The 22,257-nt window shown below is 40.1% G+C and carries 18 protein-coding genes and 1 tRNA gene; 12 read left to right on the top strand and 7 right to left on the bottom strand.

Annotation, left to right across the window (positions count from 1 at the left end):
• Positions 1–304: 304 nt before the first annotated feature.
• The gene (locus LDO51_RS16300; protein WP_225575418.1) at positions 305–1,180 is read left to right on the top strand and encodes a LysR family transcriptional regulator; all 876 of its coding nucleotides are present in this window, start codon (positions 305–307) and stop codon (positions 1,178–1,180) included.
• Between the two features lies 1 nt (position 1,181).
• On the opposite strand, the gene LDO51_RS16295 is transcribed toward LDO51_RS16300, so the two are convergent.
• From LDO51_RS16295 to LDO51_RS16285, 3 genes are all read right to left on the bottom strand, one after another.
• Positions 1,182–1,266, bottom strand: a tRNA-Tyr gene (locus LDO51_RS16295).
• A 159-nt stretch (positions 1,267–1,425) separates the two neighbouring features.
• On the bottom strand, positions 1,426–2,274 hold the full coding sequence (purU, locus tag LDO51_RS16290) for a formyltetrahydrofolate deformylase (protein ID WP_036956491.1): 849 nt from the start codon (positions 2,272–2,274) through the stop codon (positions 1,426–1,428).
• A gap of 89 nt (positions 2,275–2,363) precedes the next feature.
• A complete protein-coding gene (locus LDO51_RS16285) occupies positions 2,364–2,843 on the bottom strand; it encodes a YchJ family protein (protein ID WP_225575417.1) in 480 nt (159 codons plus the stop codon).
• A gap of 117 nt (positions 2,844–2,960) precedes the next feature.
• Here LDO51_RS16285 and rssB point away from each other — a divergent pair, with 117 nt between their 5' ends.
• Together rssB and galU are read left to right on the top strand one after the other, a co-directional pair.
• On the top strand, positions 2,961–3,977 hold the full coding sequence (gene rssB, locus LDO51_RS16280) for a two-component system response regulator RssB (RefSeq protein ID WP_225575416.1): 1,017 nt from the start codon (positions 2,961–2,963) through the stop codon (positions 3,975–3,977).
• Positions 3,978–4,134: 157 nt separating this feature from the next.
• Positions 4,135–5,064 carry a UTP--glucose-1-phosphate uridylyltransferase GalU gene (gene galU, locus LDO51_RS16275; RefSeq protein WP_225575415.1) on the top strand — a complete coding sequence of 310 codons (930 nt, stop codon included), beginning with the start codon at positions 4,135–4,137 and terminating at the stop codon, positions 5,062–5,064.
• Between the two features lie 388 nt (positions 5,065–5,452).
• Here the strand turns inward: galU and hns are convergent, their stop codons facing one another.
• Positions 5,453–5,863 (bottom strand): histone-like nucleoid-structuring protein H-NS, encoded by a 411-nt coding sequence (gene hns, locus LDO51_RS16270; protein ID WP_225575414.1) that lies wholly within the window; start codon positions 5,861–5,863, stop codon positions 5,453–5,455.
• A 524-nt stretch (positions 5,864–6,387) separates the two neighbouring features.
• Between hns and LDO51_RS16265 the strand changes: the two genes are divergently transcribed.
• A complete protein-coding gene (locus LDO51_RS16265; protein WP_225575413.1) occupies positions 6,388–7,017 on the top strand; it encodes a thymidine kinase in 630 nt (209 codons plus the stop codon).
• 808 nt (positions 7,018–7,825) lie between these two features.
• Here LDO51_RS16265 and adhE read toward each other — a convergent pair.
• Positions 7,826–10,486, bottom strand: coding sequence for a bifunctional acetaldehyde-CoA/alcohol dehydrogenase (adhE, locus tag LDO51_RS16260; protein WP_225575412.1), 2,661 nt, complete (start codon positions 10,484–10,486; stop codon positions 7,826–7,828).
• Positions 10,487–10,997: 511 nt separating this feature from the next.
• Between adhE and LDO51_RS16255 the strand changes: the two genes are divergently transcribed.
• From LDO51_RS16255 to oppF, 7 genes are all read left to right on the top strand, one after another.
• Positions 10,998–11,642 (top strand): YchE family NAAT transporter, encoded by a 645-nt coding sequence (locus tag LDO51_RS16255; RefSeq protein WP_225575411.1) that lies wholly within the window; start codon positions 10,998–11,000, stop codon positions 11,640–11,642.
• Positions 11,643–12,233: 591 nt separating this feature from the next.
• Positions 12,234–13,880: an ABC transporter substrate-binding protein gene (locus LDO51_RS16250; protein WP_225575410.1), complete on the top strand. Its 1,647-nt coding sequence runs from the start codon at positions 12,234–12,236 to the stop codon at positions 13,878–13,880.
• 148 nt (positions 13,881–14,028) lie between these two features.
• Positions 14,029–15,615 carry an oligopeptide ABC transporter substrate-binding protein OppA gene (gene oppA / locus LDO51_RS16245; protein WP_423810986.1) on the top strand — a complete coding sequence of 529 codons (1,587 nt, stop codon included), beginning with the start codon at positions 14,029–14,031 and terminating at the stop codon, positions 15,613–15,615.
• Between the two features lie 66 nt (positions 15,616–15,681).
• Positions 15,682–16,602, top strand: a complete 921-nt coding sequence (gene oppB / locus LDO51_RS16240; RefSeq protein WP_225575408.1) for an oligopeptide ABC transporter permease OppB — start codon at positions 15,682–15,684, stop codon at positions 16,600–16,602.
• A gap of 15 nt (positions 16,603–16,617) precedes the next feature.
• On the top strand, positions 16,618–17,526 hold the full coding sequence (gene oppC / locus LDO51_RS16235) for an oligopeptide ABC transporter permease OppC (protein WP_225575407.1): 909 nt from the start codon (positions 16,618–16,620) through the stop codon (positions 17,524–17,526).
• An 11-nt stretch (positions 17,527–17,537) separates the two neighbouring features.
• On the top strand, positions 17,538–18,527 hold the full coding sequence (locus tag LDO51_RS16230; protein WP_225575406.1) for an ABC transporter ATP-binding protein: 990 nt from the start codon (positions 17,538–17,540) through the stop codon (positions 18,525–18,527).
• On the top strand, positions 18,524–19,522 hold the full coding sequence (gene oppF, locus LDO51_RS16225) for a murein tripeptide/oligopeptide ABC transporter ATP binding protein OppF (protein WP_225575405.1): 999 nt from the start codon (positions 18,524–18,526) through the stop codon (positions 19,520–19,522). The genes LDO51_RS16230 and oppF overlap by 4 nt, the downstream gene beginning before the upstream one ends.
• A 338-nt stretch (positions 19,523–19,860) precedes the next feature.
• Here the strand turns inward: oppF and LDO51_RS16220 are convergent, their stop codons facing one another.
• Together LDO51_RS16220 and cls are read right to left on the bottom strand one after the other, a co-directional pair.
• Positions 19,861–20,193, bottom strand: coding sequence for an HI1450 family dsDNA-mimic protein (locus tag LDO51_RS16220; RefSeq protein WP_225575404.1), 333 nt, complete (start codon positions 20,191–20,193; stop codon positions 19,861–19,863).
• 60 nt (positions 20,194–20,253) lie between these two features.
• Positions 20,254–21,714, bottom strand: a complete 1,461-nt coding sequence (cls, locus tag LDO51_RS16215) for a cardiolipin synthase (protein ID WP_036956524.1) — start codon at positions 21,712–21,714, stop codon at positions 20,254–20,256.
• Between the two features lie 281 nt (positions 21,715–21,995).
• Here cls and LDO51_RS16210 point away from each other — a divergent pair, with 281 nt between their 5' ends.
• Positions 21,996–22,169, top strand: coding sequence for a YciY family protein (locus tag LDO51_RS16210; protein WP_132496008.1), 174 nt, complete (start codon positions 21,996–21,998; stop codon positions 22,167–22,169).
• Positions 22,170–22,257 lie beyond the last annotated feature (88 nt).

Genomic DNA, 22,257 nt, shown 5'->3' with positions numbered 1-22,257 from the left:
AATTAAAAAATGTTTGTTAGTTTTATAATTAACTACTGAAAAGTTCATTTAAAGTCAGTTGGTTATTTATATTTTAATGTGATTTAATGGTGGGGCAATAAAAAATAATCAAATGAAACAATATAATATATTGCTTTGCTATGTTGGAAATTATAAAAATACTTTTATGAAATATTGTTAACCATCAAATGAAAAAATTTATTAAATTTTTATTTGATGTGGAAGATTATGGGTTAATCAACATGCTGTTATTTAAAATAATCATGTTGGTTTACATTTCAATAAATAGAATGGGGTCATAGATATGTTCTTTTCAAGAAAATTAGAGGCGTTTATGGCAGTTGTTGAGAATGGCTCGCTAAGCAAGGCTGCAAGGGTGATGAACCGCACGACACCCCCCATCGCAAAATCCATAAAAGACTTTGAAACGAGTTTGGGTAAACGGCTTTTTAAACGAGAAAAATTTGGAATGACATTAACTAAGGATGGCCAAGAACTTTATAACGATCTTAGAGATCTCTACTTGCAGGAGAAAGAAATAACGAAAAAACATTTTTCTGGTTATATCGTCAATGAAGCTAATATTTATTATGACTGGGGGAAGGAAAATCATCTAATTAATTTATATCAAGCGGCACACAAGAATAATGTACAGGTTAATATATTAAGATTTAACTATGATGAGGTAGATGAGATTGTCGATTATGATGGGAATACTTTAATTCTAAGTTCTGAATTAGTCATTAGTGAAAGATTTTCATTGCAAAAAAAAATAGAAAATGCACCTTTAGGTATTTATTGCAGAAAAGAGTTATATGAGAAATTTAATCATGATGTTGTCGTATTACTACAGCAAAGTACTTGGCTATGCGATCCTTCATTTTATAAAAGCTCACTGATGAGTGACTTGCTCGCTAAAGTTGAAACCGCAGAGAGTAAATCCAGCATACGGCAGATGGACAATATTGGGTGTTGTCAGAGTTTCATTCAAGACGGTGATTTTATCGGGATTATTGACCACTATCCTGAGGATGAGCTGATTGATAGGTCGCTGATCTATATCTCATTAAATGGAATTTTGGATAAAAGCGACTGTTATATTTATAAATCAAAATCACATTCAAGTGTGTTAAATCGATTTATTGGGGTAGTTGATAAACTTGGAAAAGAGACTGCTTAGATGGTGGTGGGAGAAGGATTCGAACCTTCGAAGTCTGTGACGGCAGATTTACAGTCTGCTCCCTTTGGCCGCTTGGGTATCCCACCAGATTTTGAATTGCTGTAATCGTTCACAGCGGGCGGCATCATATCAAATGACGCGCCCCTGTAAAGTATTAATTGAAAAAAAAAGTCTAAATGTTGATTTTTTAATCTTAATGCGTGATAAATCAACAAATTAATACAATTAATAACCGATGTGTTCTGTTATAAAATAATGGTTCGATTTCCATAAACAAAGACGCGCTGTGCCAATACCCAATATAAAGCGTGGCTCAGTACGTTCTTTTCAACGTCTCGACCGGCACGCATCATATCATCCGCAGTAAATGTGTGGTCCACATTGATAACGTTTTGCGTGATGATTGGACCTTCATCCAAATTATCATTTACAAAGTGAGCGGTAGCTCCAATTATCTTAACGCCACGCTCATAGGCTTGGTGATAAGGACGTGCGCCTATGAATGCTGGTAAGAATGAATGGTGAATATTAATAATTTGATTAGGGTAGTGTTGAACGAAAGCAGGGGTTAGCACCCGCATATATTTTGCGAGGACAACGTAATCAGGCTGATATTGATCAATCTGCGCAGTGAGCTTCTCATCATGCTGTTCACGCGTTAGCCCTTCATGGCTAATATGGTGGAATGGAATACCAAACTGCTCGACAAGATTTTTCAACGTATCGTGGTTGCCGATAACGGCTGCAATATCGACATCTAACCCATCGTAAGCGCTCTTCATCAGAAGGTCACCAAGGCAGTGCGCCTCTTTTGTGACCATAATAACAATGCGGCGACGTCCGGCAGAGTTTAATTCGCGCTTAGATCCTTCCGGTAATGCATCATCTAAATCAGCCAGTAAGGTTTCATCATTAAAAATCCCTTCCAGTTCCGTTCTCATGAAGAAACGGCCAGTACGGTGATCAACAAACTCATTATTTTGGATAATGTTCAGCTGGTGTTTGTAGCAAATGTTGGTGATTTTAGCGATCAATCCTTTTGCATCAGGACAAATGGTTCTGAGAATTTTTTTCTGTACATTTTTGTGTTGCATGGAACTGCCTAATCCTTAACTGACTAAAGCCCAATAATTTAGATTCATCGTAATTTATGCAATGAATATACGAATTGATAAACAGAGAATTAATAACTATCGCAGCACTTCTTAAATTTTTTTCCTGAGCCGCATGGGCAATCATCATTGCGCCCAACTTTTGGTGTTATTCCGTCAATGTAATACCACTGTGTATCAATGCGAAGAAAACGGGAACGTTCGTGAATAAGCTGTTTATGATCAGCTTTTTCATCAATAAAGCAAGCCGAAAATTCGACATAAGCTTCGTCAGAATTTTTAACATGAGAAGAACTAATGATACGCAGTCCCAGCCATTCAGTTTGTTCAAAGCTATCCAAGATAGCCTCTCGCCACTCTTGTGCTTGGCAATCTGGATGCCATGTTTTGATGAGGTAATCTGCATTGTGATGGACATAGGCGCTGTATCGTGAACGCATTAATTGCTCTGGGGTTTCAGCAATAACCTGCCCAAGCAACAGCGGAGAGCAGCATTGGTCAAACGGCAGAGGATGACCGCAGCTACAATTATTTTTTAAAGATTGGCTCATTCTTTTCTCGATAAAATAACTATACTTAAAAAATATAGTCGTTAATGATTTTACAATATGACTATTGTCGTCAGAATATATTACTTATTAAACCAAGTTTGTCGTGGTAGGTATGATATGAAAAATAGAAAAATACTCATAGTTGAAGATGAAAAAATTTTTTGTACTATTCTTCGTGAATACCTCGAAAGTTTAGAAACAGAAGTCTACATCGCGGATAACGGTGCGCTTGCACTTGACCTGATTACGCAACAAAAGGTGACTCCCGATGTCATTCTTTGCGATCTCAATATGCCCATCATGAATGGTGAATCATTTATGGTGGAGCTGGTGGAGCGTAATATTAACGTCCCTGTGATTGTTATTTCGGCAACCACAGACTTCACGCAATTAGATAGAATGTTTCGTCTTGGTGCGAAAGATGCTTTATTAAAGCCAATAAAAAATCTTGATGAAGTGAAAGTGACGATTCATGCGGCACTGTACCCAGAACAATATGACTCTGAAACACTCATCGAAAATGAAATCCAAAATATTTCGAACATTTTGAGTAATGACAAATTGGATATGTTAGCCATTTTGAAACAATTACAGCCCCCAGTGGTGCAGGTTATAAATGGCTATAAGATAAACTATAGGCAATTAAATGAAGCGAATCGTTTTGGGTTGCTGTTAGACATTGCGGCAATATCTGAAGAGCAAATCGGGTTTTATTGCATTGATATAGAACGCTCCCCGCAAGAAGGGGTGATGGCGGCTTTTTTAATTCGTGTTGTGTTTAATGATTTGTTAAAGAGTGCGGTGAGCAACCGAGATAAAAAGTTACCTCAAATTGAGAATATTATTAATCAAATAAACCACTTACTGGAAGATTCTGGTTTTTCTGGTCAATTTCCATTATTACTGGGTTACTTTAATACCAAGTCTAAAAATGTGATTTTGGCGAGTGCAGGGCTGGAAGCTAATATTACGACGGAGCAGCATCATTACCATCTAGCACGCAATGTTCCGTTAGGCACGCTAAAAACATACCATTCAAATCGATTAGATTTTCAAGGTGAGAATTGGATGTGTCTTATTCATAATTCTAATCAGAAAATTAAGTTAATGTTTAATTCCGATGCTCAGAAATAATGCACTTACTTAATGAATCTAGGTTCTATTTATCCTAAGCGAGTCTATCTCTATTTATTCAATAATGAATCCTGATATACTGGCGCGCACTAAAAACGCGCCAGTATAGTTTATTGAAGATATAAACGGTGCTTATTAAATTTTTGGAGTTCTCGAGATGATCAAACGCAAGGTGCGTAAAGCGGTAATCCCTGTAGCAGGTTTAGGAACACGTATGCTTCCAGCGACGAAAGCTATTCCTAAAGAGATGCTGCCAGTTGTTGATAAACCTTTAATCCAGTATGTGGTTAATGAGTGTATTGCCGCAGGGATTAATGAAATTGTACTAGTGACACATTCATCTAAAAATTCTATTGAAAACCACTTTGATACCAGCTTTGAACTTGAAGCTATCTTAGAGGCGCGAGTTAAGCGACAATTATTGGATGAAGTTAAATCCATTTGCCCAAGTCATGTGACTATCATGCAAACACGTCAGGGCATTGCTAAAGGTTTAGGCCATGCCATTTTGTGTGCTAAGCCATTAGTTGGTAATGAGCCTTTTGCAGTGATCCTTCCGGATGTTATTTTAGACCGCTACAGTACTGATTTAACAAAATTCAACCTTAAAGAGATGTTAGAACATTTCGAAACTACTGGGGCTAGCCAAATTTTAGTTGAGCCAGTACCAGAAGAAGATGTTTCTAACTACGGAATTGTGGATTGCAACGGTGTCACTTTACAACCGGGCGATAGTAAACCTATATCCCGTATGGTTGAGAAACCAAAACGTGATGAAGCACCATCCAATTTATCTATCGTGGGACGTTATGTATTATCCGAAAAAATTTGGGATGCATTAGCGAAAACAGCACCAGGTGCTGGCGATGAAATCCAATTAACGGATGCTATCGCATTAATGATGGAAAATAAGGAACCCGTTGAAGCGTACCACTTATGTGGTAAAAGTCATGACTGCGGAAATAAATTAGGTTATATGAAGGCCTTTGTAGAATATGGCATGCAACACGATACACTAGGAAATGATTTTTCCGCGTGGATTAAAGAGTTAGCTGCTAATTTAGATTCATCATCGAAATCTAATTAAAATACTAATCTTTGTTGTGCAGATAAAAGCTAGCCGTTATGGTTAGCTTTTTTTATGGATAATTTTTATGGGAATATGTAAAAAGAAGTACTCGGATTTTAAGTGTCATTAAGTGTCATTAAATGTCAGTTATATAATATAAATCGGTATAACTCGTTTGGCGCGTAAATTAATTGGAGTAGGGTGTTTGGAGGGAACTTAAAGAATACCATTTGATTAAATTACGTAACTTTACTTTAACGTGTATTTTATTTTGTATCATTCTTTTTGATTAGAAATAGATGAGGGTGAATGGAGTAGAGGAGATGATAAGTGGGTAATAATAAGGCTATTATAAATAAAAACACCCTTATAAAAAGGGTGTTTAGAATTTGAAGGGCTATCAATATTAGATTAAGAAATCGTCTAAAGATTTACCTTGTTCTTCGATTGCGACTTTAATTACTGCTGGAGTACGACCTTGGCCTGTCCAAGTTTTAGTTTCGCCGTTCTCATCTACATATTTATATTTTGCTGGACGAGCAGCACGTTTAGCGCGAGTGCTGGTGCTTTTACTAGAATCCATAGTTTGCAGAAGGTCATTTAAATCTACACCTTGTTCTAAAATCATTTCGCGAACTTTTTCCAGTTTGCGATTACGTTCTTCGACTTCAGCGCGAGCTTGGCTTTCTTCTTCACGACGTTCGTCAACAACGACAGTTAATTTTTCCAGCATTTCTTCTAAAGATTCTAAAGTCACTTCTCGTGCTTGAGCACGAAGCGTACGGATGTTATTTAATGCTTTTAATGATTCGCTCATTTTCCTGGTCTCAATTTTATATGTTGGCATGTGTACAGTAATAATAGAGTGCTATTTTAAATTCTGCAATAGCTAAATTACTTCGGTAGTTTAAAAGTTATCTTTAACGAATGCAATTTTTTTACAAAAGAATTATAAAAATTTTCGTTGCTATAAATTGCTCTATTATCAATAACGGTACTAATGAAAAAAGGTAATTATAAAGTGCTACTAAATTTTATATTAATAGCTAGCGATAACCGTTTCCTTTTGTTTGTCGATGTATCAAGGCATGTCTTTAACGGAAATTTTCTTTTTTTGACAGAATAAATTTGGCAATATGTGCCAATGGCTATACCAGATAAAGTTAATATCAGTTTGAGATTAATTGTCTACAACACAGATAATGTGTGATCTAAAGGAACTAATTTAACATAGTGATGGATGGGAATTCATACACTTACTTATCTACATAGGTTTAAGTTAATCTTAAAAAGCCTTTATGCTAAAGTATTCGCGAATATTATTTTTTAGGGAACCGCCCAATGGCACAGCTATATTTTTATTATTCTGCGATGAATGCGGGTAAATCGACTTCATTATTACAATCTTCCTATAACTATCACGAACGTGGAATGCGTACGTTGATTTTTACCGCTGAAATTGATAACCGCTTCAGTCAGGGTAAGGTATCTTCGCGGATCGGTTTATCTGCGGATGCGTTATTATTTTCACCTATAACGAATATGACAGAAATTATCAAAAACGAGAATGATGCTCAAAAAGTACATTGCGTACTTATTGATGAATGCCAATTTTTGACAAAACAGCAAGTAGAGCAATTATGTGATGTTGTCGATAATTTAGACATTCCGGTACTCTGTTATGGTTTACGAACAGATTTTTCCGGAGAGTTATTTGCAGGAAGCCAGTATTTATTAGCATGGGCAGATAAACTCGTTGAGTTAAAAACTGTCTGTTATTGCGGACGTAAGGCAAATAAAGTTTTACGGATTGGTGGTGATGGCATACCAGTATATGAAGGGGCTCAAGTGGATATTGGGGGGAATGAAAAGTATATCTCAGTTTGCCGAAAGCATTACTCAGATGCCATCAAGCAAGCTCAATTAATGAATAGTGGGGCAATTGAAAAAATACCGTTTAACTTCAAATAAGCATTTATTAAGATTAATGAGTCATATAGTTTACAAATAGGAATATCAGATTATTAAGATATTTTTGTCAAATAAAGTAAATGCGTTAATAAAATTCTCAGTTCGCTAGTTTTAAAAAGGATGCATGCAGATAAAATTTTAGCATTCATAGGATAAAAACGGGTTGAATAAGATTTGATAAGCCTCATGTTTTTAACATGGGGCTTTCTTTTTATGCCAGTTTAATTTCACATTTTGGCTCAATATTTATAATCAAAAATGTAAATCGGTTCGAAACAGTAGATAAAATAAAATTTAGCTTTTCACTGTTTCAGTTTATTCAAAGCCGATTTAAACGGTCTGAAACCTCCTGCATTCTATTGGTATGATCTAGGCAAAGAACACTCTTTGTGATGATTCTGGGCTAGTTCAAACCACCTTCTATGGCCGTCTCTGCCTACAGAAATACTGTTGCTTGAAATATTATCGAAAGCCATATAGATAGAGCGGCTATTTTTCACAACAAAATAATTATTTTCTCGTTGAAAGGAACATTGATTGGAAACACGCTTCTAGCGTCATTTTCTTTAAATTTGCTCAACGGCAATAAACTTTCAATAACAGTGAACGTGCCACAGTAAATTACACCAGTTTATCGTGCTGTGGCTTTGTTGATTTAATGGCTGCTAACTGAAATAAAAAGGCACTTTCCCGGTCAGTTGGGCAGTGTAAGGATGGAAAAACGAGAAAGGCTCCAGAATTGTTAGGGAAACCCTAAATCTTCTGAAGCCTTTTTTATGTATTAATGGCTATGCCATCAATAAATTAACTATTTTTTGGTGTTTTTCTTTTCAGCTTTTGGGGCCGCTGGCTCCGCACTGTGTTCAGTAAATTCACGACCGTAGTAAGAATCCAGTAATAGCTGTTTAATTTCAGAAATTAGCGGATAACGTGGGTTAGCACCAGTACATTGGTCATCAAATGCATCTTCAGACAGCTTATCTAAGCGAGCTAAGAAATCTGCCTCGGCAACACCCGCTTCACGGATAGACTTAGGAATGCCTAAATCGGCTTTCATTTCTTCTAACCAAGCCAGCAAGCGTTCAATTTTCGCACCTGTACGGTCACCTGCTTTGGTTAACCCTAAGTGGTCTGCAATTTCAGCATATTGGCGACGTGCTTGAGGGCGGTCATATTGGCTGAATGCTGTTTGCTTAGTTGGGTTATCATTTGCGTTGAAACGAATTACGTTACAAATCAATAGGGCGTTTGCTAAACCGTGTGGAATATGGAATTCCGATCCCAGTTTATGCGCCATTGAGTGACAAACCCCTAAGAAGGCGTTAGCAAAAGCAATACCGGCTAATGTTGCTGCATTATGAACGCGCTCTCTTGCTACTGGGTTTTTTGCCCCTTCATGATAGCTTGCTGGCAGATAATCTTTTAACAAGGTCAGTGCTTTGAGTGCTTGGCCATCAGAGAATTCATTTGCCAGAACAGAAACATAAGATTCTAATGCGTGAGTTACTGCATCCAAACCACCAAACGCGGTTAAGGATTTAGGCATATTCATCACGAGGTTAGCATCAACAATTGCCATGTTTGGAGTTAATGCATAGTCCGCTAATGGGTATTTTTGACCTGTTTTATCATCCGTCACAACGGCAAATGGTGTCACTTCTGAACCTGTGCCTGAGGTGGTGGTGATAGCGACCAGTTTTGCTTTCACACCCATTTTCGGGAATTTGTGAATACGTTTACGGATATCCATAAAACGTAATGCTAATTCTTCAAAGTGTGTTTCTGGATGTTCGTACATTACCCACATGATTTTGGCAGCATCCATTGGGGAACCACCACCTAAGGCAATGATCACATCCGGTTGGAAGGCTTGCATTTGAGCTGCACCTTTACGCACAACGGATAATGTTGGGTCAGCTTCGACTTCAAAGAAAACATCGGTTTCAATATGGTGTTTTTTCAGAACATCTACAATTTCATCAACATAGCCATTATTAAATAAGTAGCTATCGGTCACGATAAAGACGCGTTTAGCACCATCAGTGGCTATCTCTTCTAAAGCAATTGGAAGACATCCACGGCGGAAATAGATTGAACTAGGAAGTTTATGCCACAACATATTTTCAGCTCTTTTTGCCACGGTTTTCTTATTGATTAAATGTTTTGGTCCCACGTTTTCAGAGATGGAGTTACCACCCCAAGAACCACAGCCCAAGGTTAAAGATGGTGCCAGTTTAAAGTTATACAGGTCACCGATACCGCCTTGAGATGCAGGAGTATTAATCAAAATACGCGCCGTTTTCATTTTTTCGCCAAAATAGCTGACACGGTCATGCTGGTTATCTTGGTCAGTATAGAGACAAGAAGTGTGACCGATACCGCCCATTTCCACTAACTGTTCAGCTTTCTCTACCGCATCTTCAAAGTTTTTAGCGCGATACATTGCTAAGAGTGGGGATAGTTTTTCATGGGCAAATGGCTCTGACTCATCAACAAGTTTGACTTCACCGATTAAGATCTTAGTTGTTTCAGGAACGACAACACCGGCCATTTCTGCAATTTTAAATGCAGGTTGACCCACGATAGCCGCATTTAAGTTGCCATCTTTCAAAATGATATTTTGTACTGCTTTGAGCTCTTTACCTTGCAGCAGGTAGCCGCCGTGGGTAGAGAAACGCTCACGGACTTGATCATAAACCGCATCAACCACAACAACAGATTGTTCTGATGCGCAAATTACGCCGTTATCAAATGTTTTTGACATTAAGATAGAGGCAACAGCACGTTTGATATCCGCCGTTTCATCGATAACAACTGGTGTGTTACCCGCACCAACACCAATTGCAGGTTTACCGGAACTGTAAGCTGCTTTTACCATGCCTGGACCACCTGTTGCTAAGATCAGGTTAATGTCAGGATGGTGCATCAGTGCATTGGACAGCTCAACAGAAGGAGAGTCAATCCAGCCAATAATATCTTTTGGTGCGCCAGCTTCAATGGCCGCATTCAATACAATTTCAGCTGCACGGTTGGTCGCAATTTTAGCGCGAGGGTGTGGCGAAAAAATAATTGCGTTACGAGTTTTTAAGCTAATTAATGATTTAAAAATTGCGGTAGAGGTTGGGTTAGTGGTTGGAACGATACCACAGATAATACCAATTGGTTCGGCAATGGTGATGGTACCAAAGGTTGGGTCCTCAGACAGAACACCACAGGTTTTTTCATCTTTATATGCGTTGTAGATATACTCAGAAGCGAAGTGGTTTTTAATCACTTTATCTTCAACAATCCCCATTCCTGACTCTTCAACCGCAAGTTTTGCTAATGGAATTCGTGCATCAGCAGCAGCAAGAGCAGCGGCGCGGAAAATACGATCGACTTTCTCTTGAGAGAAGCTGGCAAATTCACGTTGAGCTTTTTTGACACGAGCAACAAGTTCATTGAGTTCAGTAACGTTTGTTACGGACATATAGATTACTCCTGATAAAGTTAAAATTTTTAAGCCAATGAGCAAAGAATCTAAAAAAAGCTGTTGTGATTAGAGCATCTAAAACAACCATCCAAAACAACAGTATAGATAAATTTAATAATAATGCTTTTCGCTCATGCTAATTGGCTTATAAATCTCAGATAAATAGCTCAAAAAGTAAAAATTAACTGATTAATCACTGCATTCATCAGTTGATGAATAGATTAACAAAAAGGGAATTTAATAAAGTGATCTAAATCACAAAACATGCAAGCTGACTCCATTCAGCAAGCCGTTTTTACGGGGTCTATTGATTTGCAAAAAAATGATTAATTTATCGCTAAAAAGAGGTGAATAAATCATCCATTTTTGGATGTTCAGATCATCTGTAATAAATAATTCTACTAAGATGCACAAAATTGTTCTTTAACTAAGGATTTTAGCAATTTCAGTGATAAAATTAGTTCAGGTAAGCGTTTCTTGTTTAAGAATTTTATGAGGGTATTAATGGGTGAGCGCAACATTACTTGATTTATCAGGCTATATTAAATTTTTTATTGGTCTATTTGCGTTGGTAAACCCGGTTGGTATCCTTCCTGTGTTTATTAGTATGACAAACTATCAAACCGTTGCTAGCCGCAATAGAACCAATACGATAGCCAACTCATCAGTCGCAATTATTCTCTGTACATCGTTGCTGGTGGGGGACTCGATATTACAGCTGTTTGGCATTTCAATTGACTCATTCCGTATTGCGGGGGGAATTTTGATTGTCACCATCGCATTATCGATGATCAGCGGTAAAATTGGTGAGGACAAACAGAACAAACAAGAAAAAACGGAAACCGCAGTGCGTGATAGTATTGGCGTAGTGCCGTTAGCGCTTCCATTAATGGCGGGTCCCGGTGCAATCAGTTCGTGCATTGTCTGGTCATCGCGTTGGACGGGCTGGCAGAACTTTATTGGTTTAGCATTAACCAGTATTTTGTTCGCTTTTTGCTGTTGGCTGTTGTTCCGCTCTGCATCTTTGTTGGTTCGTTATTTAGGGCAAACGGGTATCAACGTTGTTACTCGTATCATGGGCCTACTACTTATGTCATTAGGTATCGAAATCGCTGTAACAGGTATTAAAGCCTTATTTCCAGGACTTTTATAGTGAGTGTTATTTAGCCGTCTTACGAGACGGCTATTCTTATCCGCCTTTCCCGTTATTCCAGTATTCCTTTCGAATTCAAAATATTCACTCAACTATCTTGGTTTGTTCTGTACAACCATAATAGTTCCTCTGCGCGATAAGTTTGACATGTGATTATGTGTCGCACTTTTTGCAAAATCAGGCATAAAAAGTAAGGAAATGTGAGCTGCGTAAATTTATTCACTATTCTCATTAGAGATTGTTAATGATATGTTTGGATAATTGTTGATAAAGATTTTAAGAGTTATTTAAGATTTTTTATTATCTAATTGTTTTTATTTGAGTATTTAAAATTCAATAAAGTGTATTAACCCTTTCAAATGGGCCCCTTAATTTGAAATGTTAAATAAATGTAATTTTTTATAACTTTTTTTTATAAGCTTTCTGAGCAAAATTGCACCGTTAAGGAAAGCTTTTGGTAGTTAAATTAGAAAACAACTTAGGAAACAGTGACTAGAGCAGCAGTAAATCAACAATGTGGAGGCGTACCAAACAACATACGTTGAAACGTTAACTGAAAAACCGTAACTATGAAATGGAGAAGGCGCAACGATGAAACTTACTACCAAGCACAGTTTACTTTCCTGTCTCATTTTCTCATTAGCGATTTCTGCTCAAGCTTCATCAATCCCCGATAACTCTCAGTCAAATAAGGCGTCCATCAATAAAGCATCTATCAATAAAATAGTGGTTAACAACGGGTCAGAAGTGACTTCACTCGATCCTCATAAAGTCGAAGGGGTACCTGAAGGCAATATAATTTTAAATTTATTGGAAGGACTGGTTTACGACGATATTGATGGTATCGCGGTTCCTGGTATGGCAACTCATTGGCAAAATGAAAATTACACCGTATGGACATTTACCCTACGAGATGATGCCAAGTGGAGTGATGGCACTCCCGTTGTTGCAGAGGATTTTGTATATAGTTGGCAGCGTTTAGCAGATCCTAAAACCGGTTCGCCTTATTCCAGTTATTTACAAAATGCTTATATCGAAAATGCAGACGCTATTTTAAAAGGTCAAAAACCCAAAGAATCATTGGGTGTCAAAGCGTTAGATGATAAACATTTGCAAGTCACGTTAAGCCATCCTGTCCCGTATTTTATTGATATGCTCTCCCATACTTCAATGAAACCTATTAACCGTAAAGCAATTGAAAAGTATGGCGATAAGTGGACTCAACCGGGTTCCTTTGTGGGTAATGGTGCTTATGTCTTGGATGAGTGGACGGTCAACGAGCGCATTATCATCAAGCGTAATCCACTATATTGGAATGATGCAAAAACGCAGATTGACCAAGCGACATTCTTAGCCATTACCTCTGAAGTTAGTGATAACAACCGCTATCGCAGTGGGGAAATTGATATTAGTAATTCGGCTATTCCACCAACACTGTTCAAAAAGATGAAAGCGGAGAAGCCGAACGAACTGTATGTTCGCCCGTATTTGTGTACGTTTTATTATGAAATTAATAACCAAAAAGCACCATTCACCGACCCTCGAGTACGAGAAGCCATTAAATTAGGTTTAGACAGAGAAACCATTACCAATAAAATTATCGATCAAGGACAGACGGTTGCTTACGGTTTTACGCCAACGTTTATCCATAATGGTAATTTTGCCGAGCCAGAATGGGCAAAGCTCACGCCAGAACAGCGTTATCAACGTGCGAAAGAGTTGCTCGCACAAGCCGGATATAGCGCCAAAAATCCTCTCAAGTTTACTCTGCTGTATAACACCTCAGACCAAAATAAACAGCAGGCGATTGTAGCCGCTTCCATGTGGCAGAAAAATATTGGCGCAGAGGTAACATTACAAAATCAAGAATGGAAAACCACACTGCAAAATCGCCATGAAGGAAATTATCAGGTTGCAAGAGCAACATGGTGCGCTGATTACAATGAACCTTCTGCATTCTTAAATTCATTACTATCAGAAAACAGTAACAATACGGCGGCCTATAAAAATAAAGCCTATGACCAACTGCTATTAGAGGCTTTAACGGCACCGGATGACCAAGCACGTCAACAGCTTTACCAACAGGCAGAAACCTTGCTGGATAAGGACTCTGCGCTGGTTCCCGTTTATTACCGTGTGAGTGCAAGGATGATCAAGCCCACAATCGGAGGATTTAAAGGTGAAGACCCTCTTGATTACATGGATATTAAGCGGTTATATATTAATTCTACTAATTAATAATTTTGTAATAAACAAAATAATTGCTTACTGACCAAGTAGGCAGGTGTATCAACAACACAACCAACACAATAGTATGGGAGTAACCGAAATAATGAGCAAATTACTGAATAAGACATTTGTTGCTTTAAGCGTTGCTGCTGGATTAATGGCAGGGACGATGGCGACAAGTTATGGTGCAGTGGTTCCCGCGGGTGTCGAACTGGCTGAAAAACAAAATATTGTTCGTAATAACGGAACAGAGCCCCAATCCCTTGATCCGCATAAAATTGAAGGGGTGCCAGAATCCCATCTTTCAAGAGATTTATTTGAAGGTATCACCATCGTTGGTCCTGCTGGGGAAATTTTACCAGGCTCTGCCACGAGCTGGGAAAATAAAGATTTTACTGAGTGGACGTTTAAAATTCGTGACGATGCCAAATGGTCAAATGGTGACCCTGTCACGGCAGAAGATTTTGTATATAGCTGGCGCCGACTGGCTGACCCGGATACAGCGTCCCCATATGCGAGCTATTTACAGTACGCTCATGTGAAAAATGTTGATGATGTGATTTCCGGTAAGAAAAAGCCAGAAGAGTTAGGCATTAAAGCGCTGGATGATAAGACCTTAGTTCTGACTTTAAGTGAGGCTGTCCCTTATATTCCTAAGTTATTAGCTCATCCATCGATGTCACCAGTGAATAAAAACGTGGTTGAAAAATTTGGTACTAAATGGACTCAACCTGCGAATTTCGTTGGAAATGGTGCCTATAAATTAAAAGATTGGACAGTTAACGAGCGTATTATTTTGGATCGTAGCCCAACCTATTGGGATAATGCTCACACTGTCATTGACCAAGTCACTTTCCTGCCAATTGCCTCAGAAGTGACGGATGTAAACCGCTATCGCAGCGGTGAAATTGATATGACTCACACTAACTTACCTATCGAACAATTTAAAACTATTCAGCAAACTATGCCAAAAGATCTGCGTGTAAGCCCATACATGTGTATCTACTACTATGAAATTAATAATGAAAAACCGCCATTTAATGATCCTCGTGTTCGTGAAGCGCTAAAACTGTCGATGGACAGAGACGTGATTGCCACGAAAATCAAAGCAATGGGAGATATTCCGGCTTATGGATTTACCCCACCATTTGCAAGCGGCATGAAAACAGAAAAACCAGATTGGTATGCCAATATGACCCAAGAGCAGCGTAATGAAAAAGCCAAACAGTTGCTGGAAGAAGCGGGTTACAACAAAGCAAATCCACTGAAATTTAACTTACTGTATAACACGTCAGACTTGCATAAGCGTCTCGCTATTGCAGCTTCCTCAATGTGGAAGAAAAACATTGGCGCTGAGGTGAAACTGGAAAACCAAGAGTGGAAAACTTTCTTAGATAGTCGCCACCAAGGTAACTATGACGTAGCGCGTGCAGGTTGGTGTGCGGATTATAACGAACCGTCATCCTTCTTAAACATGCTGCTTTCTTATAGTAGTAACAATACTGTGCATTATAAAAACAAAGATTTCGATGACACCATGAAGAAAACACTTCGGGTGAAAACGGATGAAGAGCGTGCTGAGCTGTACCAACAAGCCGAAAAACTTTTAGATAAAGATTCTGCTATCGTGCCTCTCTACTACTATGTGAATACCCGCTTAGTGAAGCCTTATGTGGGTGGATATACGGGTAAAGATCCATTAGATAACTTACATACTAAAGATCTGTATATCATCAAACACTAATCACAACAGGCTGGCTTCTTGTGAGCCAGCCATTAGCCTAAATGGCAATAGAAGTAGGAAAGGGCAATGTTTAAATTTATTTTGCGTCGTTTGCTTGAAGCAATTCCGACTTTATTTATTCTTATTACCATCTCATTTTTCATGATGAGATTAGCGCCGGGCAGCCCGTTTACTGGCGAGCGTAAACTTCCACCTGAAGTGATGGCCAACATTGAGGCGAAATATCACCTTAATGATCCAATGTATAAGCAGTATTTCAGCTACTTATTCCAACTTTCTCAAGGGGATTTCGGTCCTTCTTTTAAATATAAAGACTACAGCGTCAACGACTTAGTTGCGAAAGCCTTTCCGGTATCTGCAAAATTAGGCGCCACAGCCTTTGTGGTCGCAGTGTTATTTGGTGTTACTGCGGGGGTGATTGCCGCATTAAATCAGAATACGAAATGGGACTTTACAGTCATGGGATTCGCCATGACGGGGGTTGTCATCCCAAGCTTTGTTGTGGCACCACTTTTGGTGCTGATTTTTGCCATTCACTTGAAATGGCTCCCCGGTGGGGGGTGGGATGGTGGTAACGTCACGCACATAATTTTACCGATGGTAGCACTCTCTTTGGCGTATATCGCCAGCATTTCGCGTATTACCCGTGGTTCGATGATTGAGATCATGCATTCAAACTTTATTCGTACTGCGCGTGCAAAAGGATTACCGCTGCGTACCATTATTTTCCGCCATGCGTTAAAACCAGCATTACTGCCGGTACTCTCTTATATGGGGCCTGCATTCGTTGGGATCATCACGGGTTCCATGGTAATTGAAACCATTTTCGGCTTACCAGGAATTGGACAGCTGTTCGTCAATGGTGCATTAAACCGTGATTATTCGTTAGTGCTTAGCTTAACAATTTTAGTTGGGGTATTGACCATTGCTTTTAATGCCATCGTCGATGTGCTGTATGCCGTCATCGACCCGAAAATTCGTTACTAAGACCGGAGAAACACTATGCTATTAAACAACAAAAATAGTGAAGCTCTGGAAAACTTTTCTGAGCAATTGGATATTGAAGGGCGCAGTCTTTGGCAAGATGCAAGACGACGCTTTATGCATAACCGTGCGGCGATTGTCAGCCTGTGTGTGCTGTTTTGCATTACGCTGTTTGTGATTTTTGCCCCGATGTTATCGCCATTTTTATATGACGATACGGACTGGGAAATGATGTCAACGCCACCTGATTGGGCAACTGGGCATTATTTTGGTACCGATGCTTCCGGGCGCGACTTACTTGTGCGCGTGGCGATTGGTGGAAGAATTTCCTTAATGGTTGGCGTTGCGGCTGCATTAGTCGCGGTGGTGGTCGGCACCTTATATGGCTCACTGGCAGGTTATGTGGGCGGTAAAGTCGACTCTATCATGATGCGCTTACTGGAGATTTTAAACTCCTTCCCGTTCATGTTCTTCGTTATTTTGTTAGTGACGTTATTTGGTACCAATATCCTACTGATTTTCGTCGCCATTGGGATGGTGTCATGGCTAGATATGGCGCGTATCGTACGTGGGCAAACGTTGGGGCTAAAACGCAAAGAGTTTATTGAAGCGGCATTAGTTTGCGGTGTCAGCACACGCCACATTATCCTGCGTCATATCGTACCTAACGTACTGGGTGTTGTCGTGGTTTACGCATCATTATTAGTCCCAAGTATGATTTTATTTGAATCATTCTTAAGCTTCCTTGGTCTAGGAACTCAAGAACCGCTCAGTAGCTGGGGGGCTTTACTCAGTGATGGTGCTAACTCTATGGAGGTCACGCCGTGGTTACTGTTGATCCCCGCAGGGTTCTTAGTTATCACGCTGTTTTGTTTCAACTTTATCGGCGATGGCTTACGTGATGCCCTCGACCCGAAAGATCGCTAAGGGGCTAATTTATGGAACATTCGACACGCAAAAGCCCTTTATTATCGGTGCAGGATTTAAACGTCACATTTGCCACCCAAGATGGGGGGGTGACGGCGGTGAATAAACTCAATTTTGAATTGAGTGCTGGGGAAACGCTGGGAATTGTGGGTGAATCTGGTTCGGGTAAATCCCAAACCGCTTTTGCTTTGATGGGGCTGCTGGCAAAAAATGGTCGTGTAGGTGGCTCCGCCATGTTTAATGGGCGTGAGATTTTAAACCTCAAGGAGAAAGAGCTTAACCGCATGCGTGCGGAAGAGATCTCCATGATTTTCCAAGACCCAATGACCTCTCTCAACCCATACCTGAAAATTGGTACGCAGCTATCTGAAGTGTTGATGCTGCACAAAGGGATGAGCAAAAAAGAGGCTTTTGAAGAATCTGTGCGTATGCTGGATGCGGTAAAAATGCCGGAAGCTCGTAAACGTATGAACATGTACCCGCATGAATTTTCAGGGGGCATGCGCCAACGCGTGATGATTGCGATGGCGCTATTGTGTCAACCAAAATTGCTGATCGCCGATGAACCGACAACTGCATTGGACGTCACGGTACAAGCGCAGATCATGACATTACTGAATGAACTGAAGCAGGAATTTGATACCGCGATCATCTTAATTACCCACGACTTAGGGGTTGTCGCCGGAGTGTGTGACAAGGTACTCGTGATGTATGCGGGGCGCACGATGGAGTATGGCAGCGCACGAGATATTTTCTATCAGCCATCTCATCCATATTCGCTGGGTTTATTAGCGGCCGTGCCGCGCTTAGATGGGGATGACGATAATTTAGCCACGATTCCAGGTAACCCGCCAAACTTATTACGCTTACCAAAAGGGTGTCCGTTCTCGCCGCGTTGCCAATATGCAAACCAGCATTGCGTAGAGCAAGAGCCTCAATTAACCAGTTTTGCACAATCACGTTTACGTGCCTGCTTTAAGCCTGTGGAGGAATTAGTATGAGCCAAGAAAATAGGCAGGTGCTGCTGGAAGTCAATGACTTAAAAGTGCATTTTTCCATCAGAGATAAACAACAGTGGTTCTGGCAGCCGGATAAAAGCTTAAAAGCCGTCGATGGGGTGACACTACGTTTATACGAAGGGGAAACCTTGGGCGTGGTGGGAGAATCTGGCTGTGGTAAATCCACATTTGCGCGTGCGTTAATTGGTTTAGTGAAGTCCACCAGCGGCACGGTGACATGGTTAGGGCAAAACTTGCTCACCATGAATGATAAACAGTGGCGCAATGTACGCAGCGATATCCAAATGATTTTCCAAGATCCACTGGCATCCTTAAACCCAAGGATGACCATTGGAGATATTATCGCGGAGCCACTAAAAACCTATCATCCTAAGATGCCACATAAAGAAGTCACTGAAAAAGTGAAAAAAATGATGATGCGAGTGGGGTTACTGCCCAACCTGATCAACCGCTATCCTCATGAATTTTCAGGCGGCCAATGTCAGCGTATTGGGATTGCGCGAGCACTGATTTTAGAGCCTAAATTGGTGATTTGTGATGAGCCAGTGTCTGCCTTAGATGTGTCAATCCAAGCGCAAGTGGTGAATTTACTGCAAGAACTTCAGCGGGAAATGAAGCTTTCCTTAATTTTTATTGCCCACGATCTTGCGGTGGTAAAACACATTTCTGACCGCGTATTAGTGATGTATTTAGGGCACGCGGTGGAGCTGGGGACTTATGATGAAGTGTATAATAACCCATTACACCCTTATACACGTGCATTGATGTCTGCGGTACCAGTACCGGATCCAGATAAGGAAAAAAATAAGCAAATTGAACTGCTTGAAGGGGAATTACCATCGCCCATTAATCCGCCTTCAGGTTGTGTATTCAGAACACGTTGCCCAAGCGCTGACGCGGAATGCGCTAAAACCCGCCCATTACTAGAAGGAAGTTTCAAGCATGCGGTATCCTGTTTGAAAATTGACCCGCTGTAATCGGTAATATTTGCGTTTTATGCTTGTATTAAGGTTCCCTTTATTATTCATAAAGTGGAGCCTTTTTTATGAGCAACAATTTTTAGAGGATTTAAACATAATTATCAATCAAAATAATCAATTAGCTATGATTCCCAGGGCGTCGCACGTTCACCTGAACTTGCTGACGGGGTGGAGGCGTATAGTGTGGTGGCGTCGGAAAAATACCCATTAGATAAGAGTGACTATATTCGTAATAATCTGCGTCACTATATTAAGAAACATCATTTTCAGTTGGATTTAGCTGAATAACGTTTAATAAAAGACGGGGGAATATTTCCCCCATTATTGATTTCTGCTTACTGTTTCCACTCGATATGTTGGAAAGGGTGCTTAGGGTTCCGGCTGATAAGAATTCGTGCAAAAATATCGTCAATCTCATCATCTGGGTTTTTAGCAAGCCCAATCACTACTTCACTCATTTGCGCTAAAGGTAATCCTTGGGTGGCGAGAATATGCCAATCTTGACTAAATGGCACAATTTCAGCCGCGCCACACTCTTCAAACTGTAACGCGAAAATGAGTTGGTCGGCAGGCTCTAAGTTCTCCATCGCACCTTCAAGGAAAAGGTCATAGGCAATTTCAATGATTTCATCTTCATCGATTAGATTAATACTTGGGTTCTGGCTCATGACGTTTTCCTAACGGTTAAGCAATAGTGACTATAGCGATTATGATCACAGCTATGTTGATCACAACAATGGGCTAAAGAAATAGCACAGACGCTCAATCACACGGTTCCAGAATGGGCGTTGTTCCCATTCTTCAATATCTAAGCGTGTGGAGCGAGCCATATAATCATACTGAACCAGCGTCAGATCGCTACCAAAACTTTTATCGTCAATCACGACCGTAATTTCAAAGTTTAGCCATAAACTGCGCATATCTAAGTTTACTGAACCGACTAAACTAAGCTCACCATCAACACAGACACTCTTGGTGTGCAATAATCCATCTTCAAACTGATAGATTTTCACGCCAGCTTCCAATAATTCCGTGTAAAAAGAGCGGCTTGCCCAGCGAACCAAGAAAGAGTCATTATGGCGTGGCATGATGATACTGACATCAACGCCGCGCATAGCTGCGGTACAAATTGCATGTAATAAATCATCACTTGGTACAAAGTATGGGGTAGTCATGATCAACTGCTTACGGGCAGAGAACATTGCCGTCATCAATGATTGCTGGATAAGTTCCTCAGGGAACCCCGGTCCTGAGGCAATCATTTGGGTGGTATGACCGTTATCTTGTTCGAACGGCATGATATTGCTATCTGGCGGCGGTGGTAAAATACGCTGTCCTGTTTCCATCTCCCAGTCAAAGGCGTAGACAATCCCTAATGTAGTACTCACTGGGCCTTCCATACGGACTAAAATATCTACCCATTCACCGACACCCGCATCTTGTTTGAAGTAGCGCGGATCCACCATGTTCATACTGCCGGTGTAAGAGATATAGTTATCAATGACAACGATTTTACGATGTTGACGTAAATCCATACGGCGTAAGAAAAAACGCATAAGGTTTACTTTAAGGGATTCGACAAACTCAATCCCTGCGGCGCGCATTTTATCGGGATAATCACTGCGGAAAAAATGCCAGCTTCCCGCAGAGTCCACCATAATACGGCATTTAACACCACGTTTTGCCGCATTGAGAAGAGCTTCAGTGACCTCATCGACAAGTCCACCCGGTTGCCAAATATAGAACACCATTTCGATGGAGTTCTTGGCATTATTAATATCATTCGCGATGGCTTTTAGTGAGTCTTCGCTGGTGGTCAGTAATTGAATGCGGTTACCTTTAACGCCTGCAATACCTTGGCGCTTCTCACACAGTTGGAATAATGGCTCCGCAACGGGGCTGTTATCGTTGGCAAAAATGTGTTTGGAGAGGCGCAGATTTTCCAGCCAAGTGGCAACCGATGGCCACATTTGGTGAGCTTTATCGATACGACGTCGACCTAAATGCAGTTCACCAAATGCCGCATACGCGATGATCCCTACCAGTGGCAGGATATAAATGATCAGTAACCATGTCATTGCCGAAGTGACAGGGCGACGCGTGACGAGAATACGGACAGTAACCCCAGCCACAATTAACCAATACAGGAAAAACAGTAACCAACTCATTAAGGTGTAGACGGTTGCCATAATGGATAACAAGCCTCACTGACAGAGAAAAAAAGAGTCGAAAAAAGAAAATATGTCTTATTAAATATAGACTAAGAATAAACATACCAGAATTTCGTAAAAGTTCTGAATAAAAACTGAGTTAAATAAATAAAAGTTCAATTAATGATAAATTAATTGGTTCAACCTCATTTTTTGCGTGATGGTTTTGTTTTTATCCTTGATAACTTCTTCTTGGTTCTGTCGAACAAAGGCATATAATATTTCGCTGTTACGAACTACACCTTATAAGGATTAAAAAAATGAGACGCAGTAGGCAAGAAGTAGGTCGCTGGAGAATGCTAAGACAAGTTGTTCGCCGTCGTCGCCGCTGGTTGGAAAGACACTCTCGCCGTAATATGCACATTTATTCTCTACGCAAAATGGACATCTATAAACGCCGTCACTCCCTGCTATTTACACAGTGGATTGAGTGAGGGTATTCACGTTTATACTCACATTTTTAACTTTGTTCGCTAAACCTTATTGAATATGATTGCTATTTGCATTTAAACTATCGGTCAT

Origin of the sequence: Providencia alcalifaciens, assembly GCF_020271745.1 — a bacterium.
Taxonomy (GTDB): domain Bacteria; phylum Pseudomonadota; class Gammaproteobacteria; order Enterobacterales; family Enterobacteriaceae; genus Providencia; species Providencia alcalifaciens_B.
This window is presented reverse-complemented; position numbering and strand designations above follow the sequence as displayed.